This window comes from Sphingobacterium sp. WOUb80 (assembly GCF_050058145.1).
Lineage (GTDB): Bacteria > Bacteroidota > Bacteroidia > Sphingobacteriales > Sphingobacteriaceae > Sphingobacterium.
The window spans coordinates 1,383,923-1,402,764 of sequence record NZ_CP165617.1; the positions used below are offsets into that span (position 1 = coordinate 1,383,923).

Annotated in this window: 17 protein-coding genes and 2 tRNA genes; 15 read left to right on the forward strand and 4 right to left on the reverse strand. The window is 40.8% G+C overall.

Going from position 1 to position 18,842, the window contains the following annotated elements; translation table 11 throughout:
- The first annotated feature begins 125 nt into the window (after positions 1-125).
- The 5 genes from AB1Z56_RS05400 to AB1Z56_RS05420 all read left to right on the forward strand — a co-directional run bounded on the left by AB1Z56_RS05400 (position 126) and on the right by AB1Z56_RS05420 (position 6,855).
- A complete protein-coding gene (locus tag AB1Z56_RS05400) occupies positions 126-1,610 on the forward strand; it encodes a hybrid sensor histidine kinase/response regulator (RefSeq protein ID WP_309360630.1) in 1,485 nt (494 codons plus the stop codon).
- Positions 1,600-5,202: a response regulator gene (locus AB1Z56_RS05405; RefSeq protein WP_426791351.1), complete on the forward strand. Its 3,603-nt coding sequence runs from the start codon at positions 1,600-1,602 to the stop codon at positions 5,200-5,202. Before AB1Z56_RS05400 ends, AB1Z56_RS05405 begins: the two co-directional genes overlap by 11 nt.
- Entirely contained in the window at positions 5,192-5,587 is a 396-nt protein-coding gene (locus tag AB1Z56_RS05410) for a response regulator (protein ID WP_309360626.1), read from the forward strand. Before AB1Z56_RS05405 ends, AB1Z56_RS05410 begins: the two co-directional genes overlap by 11 nt.
- Positions 5,588-6,418 (forward strand): CheR family methyltransferase, encoded by an 831-nt coding sequence (locus tag AB1Z56_RS05415; protein WP_309360624.1) that lies wholly within the window; start codon positions 5,588-5,590, stop codon positions 6,416-6,418.
- Between the two features lie 71 nt (positions 6,419-6,489).
- Positions 6,490-6,855: a response regulator gene (locus tag AB1Z56_RS05420; protein ID WP_309360622.1), complete on the forward strand. Its 366-nt coding sequence runs from the start codon at positions 6,490-6,492 to the stop codon at positions 6,853-6,855.
- Positions 6,856-6,910: 55 nt separating this feature from the next.
- Here AB1Z56_RS05420 and AB1Z56_RS05425 read toward each other — a convergent pair whose 3' ends face one another.
- Entirely contained in the window at positions 6,911-7,660 is a 750-nt protein-coding gene (locus AB1Z56_RS05425; protein ID WP_426791352.1) for an NUDIX hydrolase, read from the reverse strand.
- Between the two features lie 312 nt (positions 7,661-7,972).
- Here AB1Z56_RS05425 and AB1Z56_RS05430 point away from each other — a divergent pair, with 312 nt between their 5' ends.
- Positions 7,973-10,285 (forward strand): glycoside hydrolase family 3 N-terminal domain-containing protein, encoded by a 2,313-nt coding sequence (locus AB1Z56_RS05430; protein WP_426791353.1) that lies wholly within the window; start codon positions 7,973-7,975, stop codon positions 10,283-10,285.
- A gap of 143 nt (positions 10,286-10,428) precedes the next feature.
- Here the strand turns inward: AB1Z56_RS05430 and AB1Z56_RS05435 are convergent.
- A tRNA-Arg gene (locus tag AB1Z56_RS05435) sits at positions 10,429-10,502 on the reverse strand.
- A 185-nt stretch (positions 10,503-10,687) separates the two neighbouring features.
- Here AB1Z56_RS05435 and AB1Z56_RS05440 point away from each other — a divergent pair.
- From AB1Z56_RS05440 to AB1Z56_RS05455, 4 genes are all read left to right on the forward strand, one after another.
- Positions 10,688-11,206, forward strand: a complete 519-nt coding sequence (locus tag AB1Z56_RS05440) for a YceI family protein (protein ID WP_309360616.1) — start codon at positions 10,688-10,690, stop codon at positions 11,204-11,206.
- Positions 11,207-11,261: 55 nt separating this feature from the next.
- Positions 11,262-11,346: transfer RNA gene (locus tag AB1Z56_RS05445), tRNA-Ser, on the forward strand.
- Positions 11,347-11,578: 232 nt separating this feature from the next.
- Positions 11,579-12,139 (forward strand): hypothetical protein, encoded by a 561-nt coding sequence (locus AB1Z56_RS05450; protein WP_426791354.1) that lies wholly within the window; start codon positions 11,579-11,581, stop codon positions 12,137-12,139.
- Entirely contained in the window at positions 12,139-12,702 is a 564-nt protein-coding gene (locus AB1Z56_RS05455; RefSeq protein ID WP_426791355.1) for a hypothetical protein, read from the forward strand. The genes AB1Z56_RS05450 and AB1Z56_RS05455 overlap by 1 nt, the downstream gene beginning before the upstream one ends.
- A 32-nt stretch (positions 12,703-12,734) precedes the next feature.
- Here the strand turns inward: AB1Z56_RS05455 and AB1Z56_RS05460 are convergent, their stop codons facing one another.
- The gene (locus AB1Z56_RS05460; RefSeq protein WP_426791356.1) at positions 12,735-13,238 is read right to left on the reverse strand and encodes a hypothetical protein; all 504 of its coding nucleotides are present in this window, start codon (positions 13,236-13,238) and stop codon (positions 12,735-12,737) included.
- A gap of 553 nt (positions 13,239-13,791) precedes the next feature.
- On the opposite strand from AB1Z56_RS05460, the gene AB1Z56_RS05465 reads away from it, so the two are divergent.
- From AB1Z56_RS05465 to AB1Z56_RS05480, 4 genes are all read left to right on the forward strand, one after another.
- On the forward strand, positions 13,792-15,300 hold the full coding sequence (locus tag AB1Z56_RS05465; RefSeq protein WP_426791357.1) for a S41 family peptidase: 1,509 nt from the start codon (positions 13,792-13,794) through the stop codon (positions 15,298-15,300).
- A gap of 49 nt (positions 15,301-15,349) precedes the next feature.
- Positions 15,350-15,835, forward strand: coding sequence for a hypothetical protein (locus AB1Z56_RS05470; RefSeq protein WP_309360606.1), 486 nt, complete (start codon positions 15,350-15,352; stop codon positions 15,833-15,835).
- 134 nt (positions 15,836-15,969) lie between these two features.
- Complete coding sequence (locus AB1Z56_RS05475; protein WP_426791358.1) at positions 15,970-16,272, forward strand: MGMT family protein; 303 nt, start codon at positions 15,970-15,972, stop codon at positions 16,270-16,272.
- A gap of 9 nt (positions 16,273-16,281) precedes the next feature.
- Positions 16,282-16,809, forward strand: coding sequence for a DUF1697 domain-containing protein (locus AB1Z56_RS05480; RefSeq protein ID WP_309360602.1), 528 nt, complete (start codon positions 16,282-16,284; stop codon positions 16,807-16,809).
- Between the two features lie 101 nt (positions 16,810-16,910).
- Here the strand turns inward: AB1Z56_RS05480 and mgrA are convergent, their stop codons facing one another.
- Complete coding sequence (mgrA, locus tag AB1Z56_RS05485) at positions 16,911-17,942, reverse strand: L-glyceraldehyde 3-phosphate reductase (RefSeq protein WP_426791359.1); 1,032 nt, start codon at positions 17,940-17,942, stop codon at positions 16,911-16,913.
- 209 nt (positions 17,943-18,151) lie between these two features.
- Between mgrA and AB1Z56_RS05490 the strand changes: the two genes are divergently transcribed.
- Positions 18,152-18,802, forward strand: a complete 651-nt coding sequence (locus AB1Z56_RS05490; RefSeq protein ID WP_426791360.1) for a peptidylprolyl isomerase — start codon at positions 18,152-18,154, stop codon at positions 18,800-18,802.
- Positions 18,803-18,842: the final 40 nt, after the last annotated feature.

Here is an 18,842-nt window from a genome sequence, read left to right on the forward strand (position 1 = left end):
TGGGAGACTAAAGTTTTGCTTATTTGCTTCCTTTTCAATTTGCCTATACGATTGAGCAATTCTATTGGTGGTATTCGTATAATTTTTTTAGATTTGTTAACCTTGATTCTAAGTTTTAACTCGCTATGATATTAATTGTCGATGATAATCCGGATAATATTTACTCTTTACAAAAATTACTGGAATCCAAAAATTTTAAAGTTGATACCGCTCAATCTGGCGAAGAAGCATTAAAAAAGATCTTAAAATATAATTATGCCTTAATCATATTGGATGTTCAGATGCCCGATATGGACGGCTTTGAGGTTGCTGAAAATATTGCCGGGTTTAGTAAGACGAAGGAAACTCCGATTATATTTTTGTCAGCTGTCAATACAGATAAACGTTTTATTACAAAAGGATATGATTCAGGTGGTTTGGATTATGTTACCAAACCTGTTGATCCAGATATTCTGATGCTGAAGGTCAAGACATTTTATCGTTTATATGAGCAGACGCAAGCGCTCAAAGAAGTCCAGCAAACATTGGAGCTTGAGGTGGAGCGGCGTAAGCAGGCGCAAAAAGAACTACGTTCGAAGGTAGACTATCTGCATACGCTTTTGGAGTCGCTTCCTCAAATCGCATTTACCTGCGATAACCGCGGGAATATTGATTTTGTCAATGGGCGCTGGTTTCAGTTTTCCGACGATGCCACTATTTTTCCGCAGACCTACCCGGGTGACCGTCCGATTGCTGCCGAACTTCAGGCCAGCCTCCAATCTGGTGAGCCGCTGGAGATGGAAGTCCGTCTGAAAAAGCGTATTTGTGGCGAATATTCATACCAGTTGTTGCGTGTATGGCCAATCTTAGAAAATGGCGAGAGCAACTGGGTGGGAACGTTTACCGATATTGATGCGCAGAAGCGCGCAGAAAAAGAGAAAGATGAATTTCTGAGCATTGCCAGCCACGAATTGAAGACTCCTTTAACGAGCATCAAGGCGTATATGCAACTGCTGGATCGTAAGCTCAGACTCGAGGAAGAAAGTCCTGAGTCAAAATATGTGCATAGAGTTCAAGGGCAAGTTGATAAACTCAATAGTCTAATCAGTGATCTGCTGGACTTGTCAAAGATAGACAATGGCAAACTGGTCATCAATAAGAAAGTGTTTTCGCTTGAACATATGGTCAGGAGCGCTGTTGATTCCATTGTACAGACGCATGACCAAAGCAATATGGTCCTTTACCGAGAGGGTGATATTTCCGATTTGCTTGTTTATGGCGATGAGATTCGTCTCGAGCAGGTATTGGTTAACTTTTTAACGAATGCTTATAAATATGCTGCCGGAACAGAGAAGGTCATTGTCGATTGCCGCATTGTAGGAGATGCTGTGAAAATCAGTGTTACTGACTTTGGAATTGGGATACCCGCAGAGAAACAAGCTGATGTGTTTGAGAAATTTTATCGCGTGGAAGAAACCTCCTTTGATTTTCAGGGGCTTGGTATAGGCCTTTATATCTGCGCCGAAATTATCCGTAGCCATCAGGGGAATATCGCCGTTGAAAGTTCGGATGGGCAAGGTGCCACATTTTATTTTACCTTACCATTAAATTTACCTGTAGATGCCAAATAATAAGACAATCAATAATTTAACGATTGGGATAGGTTTTTCGCTGATCGTCTTACTCGTAAGTTCTGCGGCATCCTATGTCGGTATCCAGGAACAGAATAGACACCGTCAGGAGCTTGCCGTTACAAGAAAGATCATAAGTACGGCAAATACGTTGATCAATTCGTTGCAGGGTGCTGAAACAGGAAATAGAGGTTTTCTTTTGACAGGTAAGGAAAATTACCTGGAGCCTTTTAATATGGCACTGAAAAGTCTCCCTTTGGAATTGCAGGAGATTACAGCGCTTACCAAGTCGGATCCGGTACAAAAGGTTCGGGTTGATAGCCTTCTGACTGCTGCACAATGGCGGCTGGATGTCCTTAAAGAGTCTGTGGATATAAAAAGAAAGGGGGGCACTGTCAGCTTAGCACATTTGGATGAAAGTAAAATGGCTATGGATAAGTGTCGGGCAATTATCAAAGATATTATTCATTATGAGGACGATAATATTGATAAGAAGTCAGCTAATTTGGATAATTCCTCGTTTATTACCACCCTGTTCATTGTCATCAGTGCACTGCTTTCCCTTATTATCACAACCTATTTTTATTTTAGATTACGTGCCGATTTCTTGAAACGCGCTGCGCTTGAAAAATCATTGCGGGAGAAAGATGAGGCTATTTCTAGACGGTTAAATTTGGTTCAGAAGATTACGAACCGCATCGCACTGGGAGATTATGATGTTAAGGCAGAAGAGGTTGAAGATGATGATCTGGGAGCAATCGCCAAATCGGTTAATAGAATGTCCAAATCATTGAAGAAATCGTTTGACCAGCTTACAGACAACGACTGGTTGCATACGGGTTACGCAAAACTCTATACGGGGTTGGTGGGCAACAAGCGTGAGGAGATTATTGCTACAGATTCCATCAAAAGTCTTATCAGTTACACAGAAGCCGTTAGTGGGGCGATCTATATTTTCAATGAGGAGAAGTTGGAGCTATCCGGGTCATACGGTTTGGATACGCAGGTACAAAAATATTTTTTACCAGGGGAAGGTTATGTTGGGCAAGTATTTATTGACCGGGAATCTAAGACACTACATAATCTAAATACTACGGACTATGTCGTCAGTTTTGCCAATGGGAAGATCAACGTGCAGCATATCCTTTTCTTGCCAATGTTGGTTGAAGACCAAGTGCTGGGTGTGATGGAAATTGGTCAAATGGAGGATTTTACAGCGGTAGAGCATAAATTTCTGACTGAATGTGCCCGCCAGATCGGCATTGCACTGGTCTCGGCAAAAGGAAGGGCGAAGATTCAAACTTTACTGGAGGAAACGCAGGTGCAATCTGAAGAGCTGTTAACGCAGCATGCCGAGCTTGAAAGCCTAAATACGGAATTGGAGGCTCAGACGTTGCGCTTGCAGTCGTCGGAAGAAGAGCTTAAAGTGCAGCATGAGGAACTGATGCAGTCCAATCAAGAACTGGAAGAACGCTCGCGATTGCTTGAGGATAAGAATCTGATGATTGCCGAACGGAATCAGGAAATTCAGCATAAAGCAGAAGAGCTGGCTTTAAGTACCAAATATAAATCGGAGTTTTTGGCGAATATGTCCCACGAACTGCGTACACCGCTTAACTCAATATTGCTGCTATCACGCCTGCTTGCTGAGAACGTAGAGGAAAACTTAAATTCGGACCAGATTGAATCTGCTAAAGTTATTCAGAGTTCAGGGACAAGTTTGCTGACACTGATCGATGAGATTCTGGATCTATCCAAAATCGAATCGGGCAAAATGACCCTGGAATATGAGTCACTGGATCTGAATGATATTATGTCAGATTTGAATAGCCTGTTTTCACCAATTGTGCAGGAAAAGGGCCTGATTTTCAAAACGAAAATCCAGGATGAGATCAGTGGAAGATTTCAGGGAGATCGTCTTCGTATCGACCAGGTACTTCGTAATTTGATTTCAAATGCAATCAAATTTACAAAAGAAGGCGTGGTACGCCTGGAAATTTATGAAGATCCAAATGATACAGACCGATTGGTATTCGCCGTAGTCGATTCAGGCATCGGTATACCACTCGAAAAGCAGAAAATTATTTTTGAAGCTTTTCAGCAGGCAGATGGTTCGACGAGGAGGAAGTTCGGCGGTACAGGGCTGGGGCTTTCCATTAGCCGTGAGATAGCGCGTTTGCTAGGTGGAGAGATCAGGCTGGAAAGCGAAGAAGGCAAAGGAAGTACATTTTTATTTGTTATTCCCAAGTTCAAAGCCGAAGTCAAAGCAATCTTGACCAAAGAACAACAATTGGTTGAAGAGATCTCTTCGGAAGTGGAAGAGGTGATCGAAATTGTTAAAGAAGAAACCTATAATCCGGTCACAATAAGAATACCGGAGGAGATTCCGGATGATCGGGATGCGATCTTGGAAGGAGATAAGGTGATTTTGATTGTGGAGGATGATGTTAATTTTGCCAAGGCACTGTTAAAATATATGCACACGCAAAAGTATAAGGGAGTCGTTGTTGTTCGTGGTGACCATGCGCTCCCAGCAGCGCAGAAATATCATCCTGTAGCTATTTTGCTTGATATTCAATTGCCTATTATGGATGGATGGGCTGTCATGGATCAATTGAAAGGCAATAAGGGGACGCGGCATATTCCGGTGCATATTATGTCTTCGCTCGAGGTGAAAAAAGAAAGTTTGCTAAAAGGAGCGATCGATTTTATTAATAAACCCGTTGCGCTGGAACAAATGACTTCGGTTTTTCAAAAGATTGAGTCGGCCCTAAGCCGTTCACCGAAAAAGGTTCTTATTGTTGAGGAAAATCCAAAGCATGCAAGCGCATTATCTTATTTCTTAAGTAGTTTTAATATATCCCTTGAAGTAAAAGATAATGTAGAGGATAGTATTACGGCATTACGTACAGCGGATGTGGACTGTGTGATCCTGGATATGGGGGTACCTGATGAAATGGGGTATCATACATTGGAAGCGATCAAACAGCACGAAGGACTGGAGAATCTGCCGATTATTATCTTTACAGGAAAGAATCTGTCCAAGGCTGAAGAATTGAAAATTAAGAAATACGCAGATTCTGTTGTCGTAAAAACGGCGCATTCCTATCAACGTATTCTGGATGAGGTAGGCCTGTTTCTCCATTTGATCGAAGTCAACAATTCAGATGAAGCAAGAAGGAAGAATAACGGACTTGGAGCTTTGACTGATGTATTGAAAGGCAAGAAGGTTCTTGTTGCTGACGATGATGTGCGTAATATTTTCTCGATGACTAAAGCTTTAGAGAAATTTCAGGTAAAGGTGATTCCGGCCATGGATGGCAAGGAAGCTTTGGAGGTACTGGCGTCGGGTGAACCGATTGATATCGTGCTGATGGATATGATGATGCCGGAGATGGATGGCTATGAGACGATCAAGAACATCAGACAGCAGGCAGATTACGCAAGATTACCTATCATCGCGGTGACGGCAAAGTCGATGATCGGAGATCGTGAAAAATGTATCCAGGCGGGAGCCTCGGATTATATCTCGAAGCCGGTGGATATCGATCAGCTGCTATCTTTATTGCGTGTATGGTTATATGAAAATTGAGGATAACGGCTATATGGATCAGAATAAGGTAATATTAATCGTGGACGACGATCAACGTAATATTTTTGCTTTGCGTTTGACTTTGAAAGCGAAGGGATATCAGGTATTGAGCAGTACGAATGCACATGAAGCGATTCGGCTTCTGGAGACCAATCAGGATATTGTGCTGGTGCTGATGGACATGATGATGCCTGAAATTGACGGCTATGAGGCGATTCGGCTGATTCGTAATTCGAGCTTTATTGACAGACTTCCGGTTATTGCTGTGACGGCACAGGCCATGAGTGGAGACCGGGAGAAATGCTTGGATGCCGGCGCGCAGTCCTATGTTTCGAAGCCGATCGATGTCGATAAATTGATGGGGGAAATTGAACGGTTAATTTAAATGTTGGGCTATAATATTATAAAAGACCATGAGATAGATATTTTACTTGAAGATATCTACCGGGATTACGGCTATGATTTTTTGCAATATAGCCGTGCCTCGATGAAGAGGAGGATCAATCGGATTATGACGAATGATCGTTTGGCAAGTTTTGCTGAACTTCGCTTTGCATTAAAGGATAATCCGACGTTTTTGCAGCACTTTGTAGAGGAGATTACGGTCAATTTAACCGAGATGTTTCGGGATCCATTATTCTTTCGCCAATTACGGGAGGAAATTTTACCGCAATTAGGTACGTACCCTTTAGTGCGTGTCTGGATTGCAGGCTGCTCCACGGGTGAAGAAGCCTATTCGATGTCAATTTTACTAAAAGAGGCCAATCTGCATCATAAGTCGTTGATTTATGCAACGGATATTAATCCTCGGGTGCTTGAAATTGCCCGGAATGGTGTGTATCCATTGAGTCAGATAAAATCTTTCTCGGAAAATTATATTGAATCTGGCGGAAAGCAGGACTTTTCGAAATATTATACGGCAAACTATGAATGGGCTAAATTCAATGCGGATTTGAAACAAAAAATGATTTTATCTACCCATAATCTGGTGTCCGATACTTCTTTTAACAGCTTTCAATTGATATTGTGCCGTAATGTGCTGATCTATTTTAATAAGGATCTACAGGAGCGTGTTTTTAAATTATTTGACGCGAGTCTAGAAAATTTAGGATATTTGGCTTTGGGTAGTAAAGAAACGATACGTTTTTCAAGTATTCAGCATAACTTTACGGCCGTGGGGGATCAAAAAATTTGGAAAAAACTTTATACCTTATAGGCGTATGCGTGCTGACAGAATCTATTTTGTATTAGCGGCTAGGACAAAGACGGGTACATAAACTAATATATATGAGTAAAACAAAAACTGTATTGATATTTGAGGACGATACCATTATTTTGGAGGTCATAACAGTTGTTTTGACAGATTTGGGGTTCCGGGTTGAAGTTTCCGAAACTTCCCATGATATTATCCAGAAGGTAGAATCTGCTGAGCCAGACCTCATCTTAATGGATAACTGGATTCCAAATATTGGTGGGGTTGAAGCGACGAGGCTGTTAAAGGCGGATGAGCGGTTTAGCCATATTCCCGTAATTTACGTGTCGGCAAACAATGATATTCAATCCCTGGCAGATCGTGCCGGAGCAGATGATTTTTTGTCTAAACCGTTTGATTTGGAAGATCTCGAAAACATTGTTAACAAGTATATTGCGTAAAAATCGAAATAGGGATGGCAGTATGCAAAAGGTAGGACAAGGAAGTTAGCTAATATTACCAAGTATTTAAGCCTTCTTGTAAAATACTGTTATACACATCCAGATTGAACCTGTAGAGGTCGGGAGCTTTATGAGCTCCGCCTTTCCGCTGTTCGTCGAGTTTTAGAAGAATACCCATATTTTTCATTTTGCGATAGAAATTACCACGATTAAGTTTTTTGCCGAGCAGGGTTTCATAGAGTCCCTGCAGTTCAGGTAGTGTGAATTTTTCGGGCAATAAATTGTAGCCTATCGGTTTATGGGAAAGTCTTTCACGCAGGACCTGTAGCGCTTTGTTGATCATGCTGCGATGATCCATAGTGATTTTTAATGTTGCCACCTCTTTGAAATCAACCCACTGACAGGTTTCGCTTAAAGCATCAGGCTGAGGGACGACATGGGTGTAGTTGACCAAAGCATAGTAGCCTATCGAGATAAAACGCTGTTTGTTCCAAAGCGTATCAGGGTAGTCAGCAAAGGACTGTTGGTTACGCTGAGGATTTCCAAATACAGCAAATTCTTCCAGAAAGATATCTTTTACGCCGGACCGTTCATGGAGAACACGTTTGACAGCCTCGTCCGTATCCTCATTTTTGCCTACGTAACCTCCAGGAAGAAACCATTCTTTGTTGTAATTCATTTTAAGCAAAAGAATTCTGAGGGAGCCCTGGTCAAAGCCAAAAACAACGGTGTCCACAGAAATATGCGGCAGAAATTTTTCATAACTCTCTGCTGATGCATTTATTATCTGTGTTCTAAAATCCATATCCTTCTGTCTTTGGGTTAATATTACAAAAAAATATTCCAATGGCAGACAGGTTGATCGGTAAAATTCCTTGAAACCCCAGCGTTAAAAATTACATTTGAGCCATTTTGTTTAAATTAATTGCCTGGTAATCAGTTTTGTGTGTCGTTTTCTTGATTTTATTTTGTATTTGAATAAAAAGGTTGTAGAATTGTATTGCTTCATTATGAAGCAATAATAATAACTGATTATAACAATGCCAGCGCCCAATATTTTATTGCGCTTGTGGCAAGAGCTTTGACTACAATTCATTCATTAAAATAACAGGATTATATGAACGCAAAAAACCTAATTTTCGCATCATCTTTCAGTCTATTTTTAGCTTTTGCAGCGCAAGGGCAGGTCTATCAAAAAGTTGAGAATAAATCTGGTCCTATGTTGGGATATTCGGCGATATCGGGAGTAAAAGTACTGACCGTCGCTGGAATGAAGTTCAAGGATCTCAATCGGAATGGAAAATTAGACCGTTATGAGGATTGGCGTTTGACACCAGAGGAGCGAGCTAAAGATCTCGCTTCGCAGCTGTCTGTTGATCAGATTGCTGGACTTATGTTATATAGCCGGCATCAAGCATTGCCAGCTCCGGCCTTTGGATTTATGGCTGGCACCTATCAGGGGAAAAACTACCAGGAGGGTATTGTTTCGCCGTGGGCCCTCACAGATCAACAACGCGAATTTCTTGATAAAGACGGGGTCAGGCATGTATTATTGACTGGGGTGAAAGATCCGGAAACTGCGGCTCGCTGGAACAACGAGCTGCAAAGCTTCGTAGAAGGGATAGGTTGGGGTATTCCAGCGAATAACAGTTCAGACCCACGCCACAATGCTGTTGTCAGTGCAGAGTTTAATGCCGGGGCTGGGGGTCAAATTTCGATGTGGCCCGACGGGCTTGCGATGGCAGCGACATTTGACCCGGCTATCGTTAAGCGTTTTGGTCAGGTGGCCGCTTCGGAATATCGTTCATTGGGCATTACGACAGCATTGTCGCCACAGATAGATTTAGGGACGGAACCACGCTGGTACCGTATCGGTATGACTTTTGGGGAGAGTCCTGAGTTGACTACCGCTATGGCTAGAGCCTATATTGATGGCTTTCAGACATCGAGCGGAAAAGATGAAATAGCCCTGGGTTGGGGCTACAAGAGTGTTAATGCCATGGTGAAACATTGGCCTAGCGGTGGACCTGAGGAGGGTGGTCGCGATGGTCACTGGGCTATCGGAAAATTTGCTGTTTATCCAGGCGATAATCTGAAGCAACATATCATGCCATTTGTCAACGGCGCATTCCAGCTCGCTGGAAAAACGAGCAAAGCTGCCGCAGTGATGCCGTATTATACGATTTCATTTGGGCAGGACAAGAAGAATGGTGAAAATGTCGGCAATGGCTATAGCAAGTATTTGCTGACAGATTTGTTGCGCGGTACCTATGGTTATGATGGCGTAATCTGTTCGGACTGGTTGATAACCGGAGATGAAGCCCCCACGCCAGATGGATTTGCGGGTAAACCCTGGGGGGTAGAACAGCTTTCAGTGGCAGAGCGTCATTATAAAGCATTAATGGCCGGTGTGGATCAGTTTGGTGGGAATAACGATAAAGCTCCGGTGCTGGCCGCATATGAGTTGGGGGTAAAGGAACACGGACAGAAATTTATGCGGCAAAGGTTTGAAGCTTCTGCCCGGAGGCTTCTGCTAAATATATTTCGCGTTGGGCTCTTTGAAAATCCATATCTAGATGTCGCGGAAAGTCGTGCCATCGTGGGAAATCCAGATTACATGAAGGCGGGGTATGAGGCACAGGTAAAGTCTATTGTTTTGCTAAAGAATGAGGGCCAGCAATTGCCGATTCGTGGAAGGAAGAAAGTGTATGTTCCGAAGATTTATACAGCAGCAATGAAAGACTGGTGGGGCAACTATACACAGGCACGATTGGACTATCCGGTCAATATGGACCTTTTGCGTAAATATGCCGATGTAACTGATAAGCCCAATGAGGCGGATCTCGCCATTGTGTTTGTGCAGAGTCCGATCAGTGCAGAAGGTGGATACAGCGAAAGAGACCGGAAGAATGGAGGAAATGGCTACGTACCCATTTCTCTGCAATACGGCTCTTATACCGCCTTAAATGCGCGTGCGCAAAGTATTGCCGCGGGAGATCCCGTAATTGATCCTTCGATTAGGAATAGGTCCTATAAAGATAAAACGGTGACTGCTGCAAATGTGATGGATCTGCAGACCATATTGGATACAAAGGCTATGATGAAAGACAAACCAGTTCTGGTTGCCGTAACGGCCAACAAACCGATGGTATTTGCTGAGTTCGAAAAGGAAGTTTCTGGTATTGTCCTAAATTTTGGCGTATCGACGCAGGCTGCGCTGGATATTATGTTTGGAAAATATGAACCTTCGGGTTTATTACCGGTTCAAATGCCTGCGAATATGGCTACAGTAGAAAAGCAAGCTGAGGATGTGCCCTTTGATATGGAGGTGTATGTTGATCAAGCGGGACATGCTTACGATTTTGGCTACGGTTTGAACTGGTCGGGTGTCATTCAAGATGAGCGCGTGCGTGAGTTTGTTAAGAAATAGGTGGGATCTTTTCGATTGTATCCAGCTGATGATTGATATTCCCCAATGAAGTAACCTGGGAAGAGGCTGTGATAAAACAGGAGAGACAAAGTAAAATAAGCTAAAGAAAAAGCCCCTCTGTGTTAAACAAAGGGGCTTTTAAGTACGCCAATCAGGATTCGAACCTGAGACCGTCGGTTTAGAAAACCGATGCTCTATCCAGCTGAGCTATTGGCGCGTCGCTTTCGGTAATGCAAAAGTAGACATTTGTGTTATATTTCCAAAATATCGTCTACTTTTTTTTGTGGTTTTTCAATAACTGATTGCTTTTCAATAAGATTATTTTATTGATCTAGGTCAAACAAAATGAATAAAACTGCTGTTAACTTTGTGTTGTTAAACAAATAGAAAAAACATAAAATTATGGCACAAGGAAAATGGGAACTAGACGCTGCACACAGCGAGATAGAATTCAAAGTAAAACACATGATGATTACAAACGTTAAAGGAAACTTTGACAGTTTTAAAATAGATGTTGATGCCGAGGGCGAGGATTTTAAAAACGCGCTTGCAAAAGTCAGTATTGACACCGCATCCATCAATACGCGTAATGAGCAACGTGACGGACATTTAAAAAGTGCAGATTTTTTTGACGTGGAGAAATATCCTGCGATTACATTTGAAGCAACAAGCTTGGAGAATAATGAAATTAAAGGAAATTTGACAATCCGCGATGTCACTAGACCAGTGTCTTTCGATTTAGAATTTGCAGGTATCCAAAAAGATCCTTGGGGAAATACCAAAGCTGGATTTATTGTGGAAGGCAAAATCAAACGTTCAGAATTTGGACTTAACTGGAATGCTGCCTTAGAAACAGGTGGCGTCATGGTGAGCGACGATGTAAAATTTAGTGCTGATATTCAGTTTATAAAAGCTCAATAAGCACAATATATAAAATAAAATTTGGTAGGAGAGTGAAAATTCGTACTTTTGTCGCGGAGAGTTGGCAGAGTGGTCGAATGCGGCGGTCTTGAAAACCGTTAACTGTCACAGGTTCGGGGGTTCGAATCCCTCACTCTCCGCTGGGAGGGTCTTTTTCTAAAAGACCCTCTTTTTTTGTATATTAACAATCCTTTTTTATTTTCAGGTGGTTATGTAATAAAATATTGAGCATTGTAGGTGTTCGATAGATATTATTTTTGTCAAGCTATATCATCGGCAAAGTACTATTATTAGTCCCAACCATCAAGATTTCTGGCGGCGGGATCTCCTGCCTCAAATAGAAGCCAGATCAATAATGTTCGAACGTAAGTCATGAATTTAAGATATACTATTGAAGGAGTTCCTTCAAAAATCGAGTGGAAAATCAGCTTTTTATTTGGGCTGTGCTTTGTTTTTATCTGGGTGGTGTCCATTTATTTATATTACATTATAAACGATATAGATACTGTGATCCACATACCAAGTTATATTTTCTTCGGTGCTATGTTTTTAGGATTGGCATTGGGGTTATTTTTTGCCAGAATATTAGGGAAAAAGATGCGAGTAGAATTTTTATTTGAATTCTCAGATGAAACTATCAGCATCCAAGTGTTGGATAGGCATTTATCCTATTGCTTTGAATACTCTTCGATTACCCTGATTTCTTTGGTGGGAACAGCGAAAAACATGCGACTTTTAAAAATTGAGTCTGAGCAGCAGAAATTTAAAATGCGGCTGGGGACGTATGGGCTAGCTCCATATTCATCAGCTACAGATATTGACTCGATGGATCGTATGATAGCTGAGATGGAGGTAATTTTTAATAAGCTCAATTTTAGTATCGGAAAAGTAGAAACTCCTAAAAAAGTTTTTGAATATAGATACATAAGGTAATGAGACAGTTAAAATATTATATTAAAGGTGTTGACTTGAAAACAGAATTGCTAATAGGCTTTTCTATTGTGCCGTTTATAATTCTATTTGGCCAATTGTCGATTATACTTTTCCGCTCAATTAATCATGTAGAATTTAGAAATATACCCCATTTTGTATTTCTAGGAGGTGGATTAGCCGGGTTGTCTGTCGGTCTGTTGCTAGCTAAAATACTAGGAAAAAAAATGAGTGAATTCTGGGAGATTATATTAATAAATGACCTGGAACTCACTATCAGATTCAAGAAAAGGAAGTGGGAGATGAAGCTTGATGAAATTTTAAAATTTAAGATCTATGGAAGTACTAATTTTAAGTATGTCAGCATCTATACCAATAATCAAGTTATTAAAATGAGATTTGGAAATAGTGGATTGACTCCCTTTTCCACGATAAATGATTTAAAAGAGTTAGATAACTTTATGGCAGAAATACTTCCGTATTTTGATAAAAACTACGAAAAAAAAGATGGAACTGTGCAACGATCTCCATCTGGAACCATTAAACTAACTTATTTAAAAAAGTGAAAATCTTCGGCCTGTGAAGTTGTTCGGTTTGATTAAATGAGGAAATTTACGAGCAAGCACAAAGCAAACAGGATATAGGTATAATTTATAAACCTATTTTTGGTATCAAAATCTTCCAATTTGTATTTCTTATTTCCACTAATCTTTAAATAGAGCAAAACAAGAAGCAGAGGGCAAAATAAAATGCCAAATGCAATAATTTTGGAATAATTAAATTTCCAAATATCTAGCCAGAGAAGGAAGCGGCTGGCAGAACTTTCACCTTTTCTTAGACCAAAATAAGGAATTGTAACTGCGCTGCTAATGGTGTTATTCGAGAGCTGATAATCGTTTTCATATACAAAGAAAGTGATGTCGACAATTTCCTTTTTTCGATCTACGTCTGATAGGTACATATTTAGACCTTGGCCAAAGAATGCATAATCCCTCTTTATTATTAGGTTTTCATGTTCATATGATCTTGTGATAATACTGGCTTTATAGCCTTTATAAATCGAGCTTATATTTTTAGCTCCATACCAATATATTTGCTTCATTTTTTGCTGATCAGAAAAAGATATTGTAACTGTATATACTAGATACATGAGCCACAATATCGAAAATAAATAGATCAATCTAAATGTTAACTTATCAAGCATTAGGATAGAAAATGAATAAAATGATTTTTATTGATAAACATTATTTATTACCGCAAAACATTGACCAAAAATTAGCTTAAAACACCCATAGCAAAAAAATGATGTATCCACGCTTGAATTTTATCAGTTTAATTTATTGACTTCGGCGCTTGATGGATGAAATGAAAAAATATTAAACGTCTCGGGACAATACTTTTCTAAGCTGCAATAGCTCCTGCACCGCCACCCAAGTCTCCGCCATATAGGAGTAAAAGTGGAAGAAGTGCTAAGACAAGCTGATACCAGGGAAGATTCGCAACTATTCTGTGTTTTTCACCATTGATAATCAGTATAGGAGCAAAGTCAGGAAGGGATGGTTTTGTGTTGGTTTTTGCATCTTATTCATGTTGTGAGTCTGAATTTAAAACTATATTTGTTAGCATAAACGATTATTAACTTTGCTTAAATGGCGATGAAAAGGAACATAAATTATAAGATAATGGGTTGTTGGCTGACGATTATTCTATTTATAGGTTTTTCGTTGTCGGGTAAAAGTCAGGCACTGGTGAGCAAAAAAAGCGATATTCCGACAAAGCTTTCTGTAAAAAGCATGCAGTCAGATCTAAATTTGCTCTGGTCGGTTATCCAGAAAATACACCCCGGCTATGGTTATTATACCTCGTCGGAAAGCCTTCAAAAAGCTTATGAGCGAGTGTACCTGTCGATCGTCAAGCCGCTATATGAACCCGAGTTTATTTCACAGATCTATCCTTTCGTCTGTCTGTTAAGATGCGGACATACGCAATTGAAACATTCCGTAGGGTATAAACAACCAATAGGCTTATATCCGGCGCATTTACCTTTTAAAGTTCTTGTCAGCAAGGGGCGTGTATTCGTAACTTTCCATCAAACAGATGTATTGACCACCGGCGATGAGATTATGGGTATAAATGGCGTTGCCGCAGAAAAAATTATTGCGCATGGATTTGATCTCTATGCCATGGACGGTTGTAATAAAACATTTAAAGAGTTGTTTTTAAGTGAGTATGACGGTTTTCAGGATGTATGCAATGCATATTACCATTGGGAAGGGGCTTACAGAATACAGCTACGAACCGCGCAGGGGATACGGAAAGATGTGGTTGTCGAAACGAAAAGCTTGGATTTCGAAGATGTAACTGCCCCTGGTTTTGATAATTATAAAAACTGGACCCTTGCACAGCATACCGGAAATCTTGCGCTTCGATTTTCAGCTGATTCAGCTACAGCATTATTTGAAACAAAACCATTCTCCTATGGGGACACGACTGTTTATGAGGAGGTATTCAATCAGATAAAAGAGCATGGAATAAAAAATCTGATTTTGGATATGCGACATAATACGGGCGGAGACATCCGTGTTGCGATCCGATTGTTGTCTTATCTGGCAGATGCTCCGTTTAGTATAGTCAGAGATGTTAAATCGCGCTTTCCAAGTGCCGCTATAAATACTGCTACAACCTATTTTGACAGGAAACGGATGAACAACTTATTGTTAGGCTATAAAATTACCGATAAAGAGGGGGGATGGTACCATGTGGAATCCACACCTGCGATGGGAAAAATATATGGACCTTTTCCATTGACGGCAGAAGATCATTTCGACGGAGACTTATATGTTTTAATTGATGGCGCTACGTTTTCATCGGGAGCGCTTTTTACGGCGGCTCTTAAATCACAGCGCAAAAATGTTACTTTTATTGGGAGAGAAACAGCAGGGAATGAAGAAGGCTGTAATGGGATGGTAATGCAAACACTTACGCTGCCATACACAAAGGTCATCGTAGACTTTCCCCTGATGCGCGTTGAATCGGTTGCCCTAAATCCAATTCGCGGTCGTGGTATAATGCCTGATTATCCAGTAGACTACGATCCTACGGATATCGTAATTAAAAGAGATCGCGATCTTGAAAAGGCTCTAAAGCTAATCCGGGGAAACTGATGGGTTTAATAGGTAAAGAATATGGAGTTAAGATTTAATAGAACAAGATATGGACAGAAAATTGATTCTAAATCTCTCGCTTTTGGTCGGACAGCTATTCTTATGGCAAAGTTGTACCCATAATTCACATCGGGTAACGGCAGAGAACACTAAAAAAAATGAAATTACCGCGGTTTCAATTTCTACCATTGGTGGATTTACGGCCACACCTTCAAACGGTTATACGATTAGGATAACAAGAGATAGTGTATATCATTTGTTTTCTGCAATTGATACCGCTCATAGTACCCTAAAATCATACGCCAATACGGAAGACAAATGGAACTTATTATTGGATAAAATTGATCTGGAAAAATTTGCTGATGCTAAAGAAGAAGAATCGCGTCAGCCATACGATGGAATAGATATTAAAATAAGCATTAAGGCAAAAAGTGGAGAATATACAAAGTTAAATGCTGATAATAATCCTAGCTGGAATCGAATATATAGACAATTGGAAGAGTCTTTCTCGCCACAGCCACTTGAAAAAAAATAGACAAGTGATCAGTTAAAGACTGCACAGCTTACAGGAGCTTTTTGTAACTTAGTTTGCTCTTCATTTTTCACTGTGGAAATAAGGGAGAAAATTTTTTGACATGCATAAACAGCGCAAATAAAATATAAATTGACATGGATGAGCAATTCAAACAGCAGGTATATGAGGTAGCTAAACTGATTCCGAGAGGAAGGGTGACAACCTATGGGGCAATTGCAAAGGCCTTAGGTTATCCGAATCATTCGCGACATGTCGGGAAGGCTATGGGCGGATGTCCCAGCGATGTGCCCGCGCACCGTGTTATATCAAGTGGCGGTACACTTGCTGTGCCTGAATTTGAGGAACGGCTTGAGGCCGAAGGGCTTGTTGTGAATAATTTGCGGATCAAGGATTTTAGAAAGTTGTTTTGGAATCCGATGGATGAAATAATCGATTAATTTAATAAGATGAAATACTGTGCTTTTTTACGTGGCGTCAATGTGAAGGGAACCAATATGAAAATGGCTGATGTCTGTCAGGTTTTTAAAGATGCTGGTGTAACGGACGTTACTTCGGTACTGGCTTCTGGTAATATTGTTTTTTCATCAGACCAAGCGGCCGAACAGCTCAAGCGGCTATTGGAGGAATCTATGTCGGCGTATTTTTCTTATGAAGCTTTTTTATTCATCCGTTCAGCGGATGAGGTGGGGTTACTACAGGCAAACATTCCTTTTGAGACGGATGCAGACTTTCATGTATATGCTTTTGTAGGAACAGAAGGTGTCGAAAAAATACTGATGGATGAATTTAGCAAGGCGACGCAAGCACTGGGGGAGAAGGCTGAGATCGTCAATGCGGTCTTTTATTGGCGCGTGCCTAAGGGAAATACCTTGGATTCCAGCTTTGGAAAGGTATTGGGGAAAAAGAATCTTAAAGATAAGATGACAAGCCGGAATATCAACACCTTTGAAAAGATATTGAAGAAAATGGGTTAATCATGGAATAGGCCCGGCTAGTGCCGGGCTTATTTATGCTTTTATGGATTTCAGTCAGGCGCAAAGCAGTTCATCGGATGAAAATTTTTGCGGCACTCATCTTAATCGATTTCTGCTGATTTGGCCCAAATATTAATATGGCCATCTTTTGCATAAAGATCAATTTCGTGAATTTCCTCCGGGCTGAATGATAGATTCTTTAGTGCACCAACGCAATCAATGACTTGTTGTGGTTTTGATGCGCCAATTAGCGCCGATGTAACCTGCTTCTTACGTAAAACCCAAGCTATAGCCATTTGCGCTAATGACTGTCCTCTGCGCTGGGCAATCGCATGTAGAGCCTGGATATTTTTTTGATTTTCTTCGTTCAGGAATTTAGTCTGAAGTGATTTTGACTGTGAGGCACGGCTATCCTGTGGAATATGCTGTAAGTATTTGTCTGTAAGCATGCCCTGTGCTAACGGAGAGAATACAATAGAACCAATGCCTATGGCATCTAAAGTGTCAAGTAAACCATCGGTCTCGACCCATCTGTTGAGCATTGAATAGCTGGGTTGATGAATAATAAATGGTGTGCCCAGGGATTTTAAGATCGCATAGGCTTCTTTTGTGCGTTGCGAGTTATAAGATGAAATACCTACATAAAGAGCTTTTCCGCTACGGACCAGCTGATCTAGCGCCAACATGGTTTCCTCCAAAGGCGTATTGGAGTCAAAACGATGTGAATAGAAAATATCAACATAGTCGATACCTAGGCGTTTTAGCGATTGCTCACAGCTCGATATCAGATATTTGCGGCTGCCCCATTCTCCGTACGGCCCATTCCACATGTGGTAACCTGCTTTTGATGAAATGATCATTTCGTCGCGTAAGCCCTGAAATTGTTCTCTTAATATTTGTCCGAATGCTTTTTCAGCGCTCCCTGCAGGTGGCCCATAATTGTTTGCCAGGTCGAAATGCGTAATTCCGAGGTCAAATGCTGTGGTGCAGATATCGACTTTGGTTTGATGTGGCGTGTCATCACCGAAATTATGCCACATTCCCAAGGAGATTGCGGGTAATAAAAGACCGGATTGACCACACCGATTATAGATCATATCTTGGTATCGGTCTGGATTTGCTGTATACTGCATAGTAGTGAATAGTTTTGATCCAAACTAAGATAAATTTATGCTTATTTGCAAGTTTTAATTGCGCCCTATGCTTGTAATTTTTTAGTGCCAAAAAATTTTTGGAAGAATCTGGGGCGTCTGTTTTTTTGGTCCAAAAGGAAGATAGATGGAAAACGACTTTCAAAAATCAAAATTTAATGTATTTTTATGTGAATTCTAAAAACTGATTTATGCGCACTATGAGGAAAATTCAGATCATCCTATGCTTTGTTTTGATCGCACTGGGTAATTGCTACGCACAGTCAAAACACTTGCTTTTCAAGACGGCTTTTGGCGATTTTAAAGTTGTACTCTATGATTATACACCACATCACCGCGATTTGATGCTGCGGTCAATTCAAGATTCTGTTTACCAGGGAGCGCTGTTTAATCGTATTATTGAAAATTTTGTTGTGCAGGGAGGAGAGCATGATATTGATATTGAAAAGCGGGAGGCCGCAGATCCGCTGCATCAAAAGCCGCGATTGGCAGCTGAGTTCGATGACCGTGCTTTTCATAAAATGGGCGCATTAGGCGCAGGGAGGGATGGAAATCCTGAAAAAGCGTCTTTTCTGAACCAGATTTATTTTGTCGTCGGAAAGAAAATCACAGGGCCTGAGCTTGATAGTCTGGAGGCAAAAAAAGGGATTAAATATACCGATGTCCAACGTAAAGAATATCTCGCCCACGGTGGTCAGCCGAGACTTGATCATGATTTTACCGTTTTTGGTGAAATTTATCAAGGCTTTGAAGTGATCTTGAAAATAAGTCAGGTCAAAACGGATAAACAGGATTATCCGTTGGCTAAAGTGCCGTTTGAGGTTATTGAAATAAGTAAATAGCTTTGATTTTTAGAGCTGCAATGCCCCCAGAAAGTGTCTA

Coding starts and splice junctions, on each gene's coding strand:
- AB1Z56_RS05420 (WP_309360622.1), top strand. CDS start 6,490: ATGAGTAAAACAAAAACTGTATTGATATTTGAGGACGATACCATTATT.
- AB1Z56_RS05450 (WP_426791354.1), top strand. CDS start 11,579: ATGAATTTAAGATATACTATTGAAGGAGTTCCTTCAAAAATCGAGTGG.
- AB1Z56_RS05475 (WP_426791358.1), top strand. CDS start 15,970: ATGGATGAGCAATTCAAACAGCAGGTATATGAGGTAGCTAAACTGATT.
- AB1Z56_RS05425 (WP_426791352.1), bottom strand. CDS start 7,660: ATGGATTTTAGAACACAGATAATAAATGCATCAGCAGAGAGTTATGAA.
- AB1Z56_RS05415 (WP_309360624.1), top strand. CDS start 5,588: ATGTTGGGCTATAATATTATAAAAGACCATGAGATAGATATTTTACTT.
- AB1Z56_RS05440 (WP_309360616.1), top strand. CDS start 10,688: ATGGCACAAGGAAAATGGGAACTAGACGCTGCACACAGCGAGATAGAA.
- mgrA (WP_426791359.1), bottom strand. CDS start 17,942: ATGCAGTATACAGCAAATCCAGACCGATACCAAGATATGATCTATAAT.
- AB1Z56_RS05460 (WP_426791356.1), bottom strand. CDS start 13,238: ATGAAGCAAATATATTGGTATGGAGCTAAAAATATAAGCTCGATTTAT.
- AB1Z56_RS05405 (WP_426791351.1), top strand. CDS start 1,600: ATGCCAAATAATAAGACAATCAATAATTTAACGATTGGGATAGGTTTT.
- AB1Z56_RS05455 (WP_426791355.1), top strand. CDS start 12,139: ATGAGACAGTTAAAATATTATATTAAAGGTGTTGACTTGAAAACAGAA.
- AB1Z56_RS05480 (WP_309360602.1), top strand. CDS start 16,282: ATGAAATACTGTGCTTTTTTACGTGGCGTCAATGTGAAGGGAACCAAT.
- AB1Z56_RS05490 (WP_426791360.1), top strand. CDS start 18,152: ATGCGCACTATGAGGAAAATTCAGATCATCCTATGCTTTGTTTTGATC.
- AB1Z56_RS05410 (WP_309360626.1), top strand. CDS start 5,192: ATGAAAATTGAGGATAACGGCTATATGGATCAGAATAAGGTAATATTA.
- AB1Z56_RS05400 (WP_309360630.1), top strand. CDS start 126: ATGATATTAATTGTCGATGATAATCCGGATAATATTTACTCTTTACAA.
- AB1Z56_RS05470 (WP_309360606.1), top strand. CDS start 15,350: ATGGACAGAAAATTGATTCTAAATCTCTCGCTTTTGGTCGGACAGCTA.
- AB1Z56_RS05430 (WP_426791353.1), top strand. CDS start 7,973: ATGAACGCAAAAAACCTAATTTTCGCATCATCTTTCAGTCTATTTTTA.
- AB1Z56_RS05465 (WP_426791357.1), top strand. CDS start 13,792: ATGAAAAGGAACATAAATTATAAGATAATGGGTTGTTGGCTGACGATT.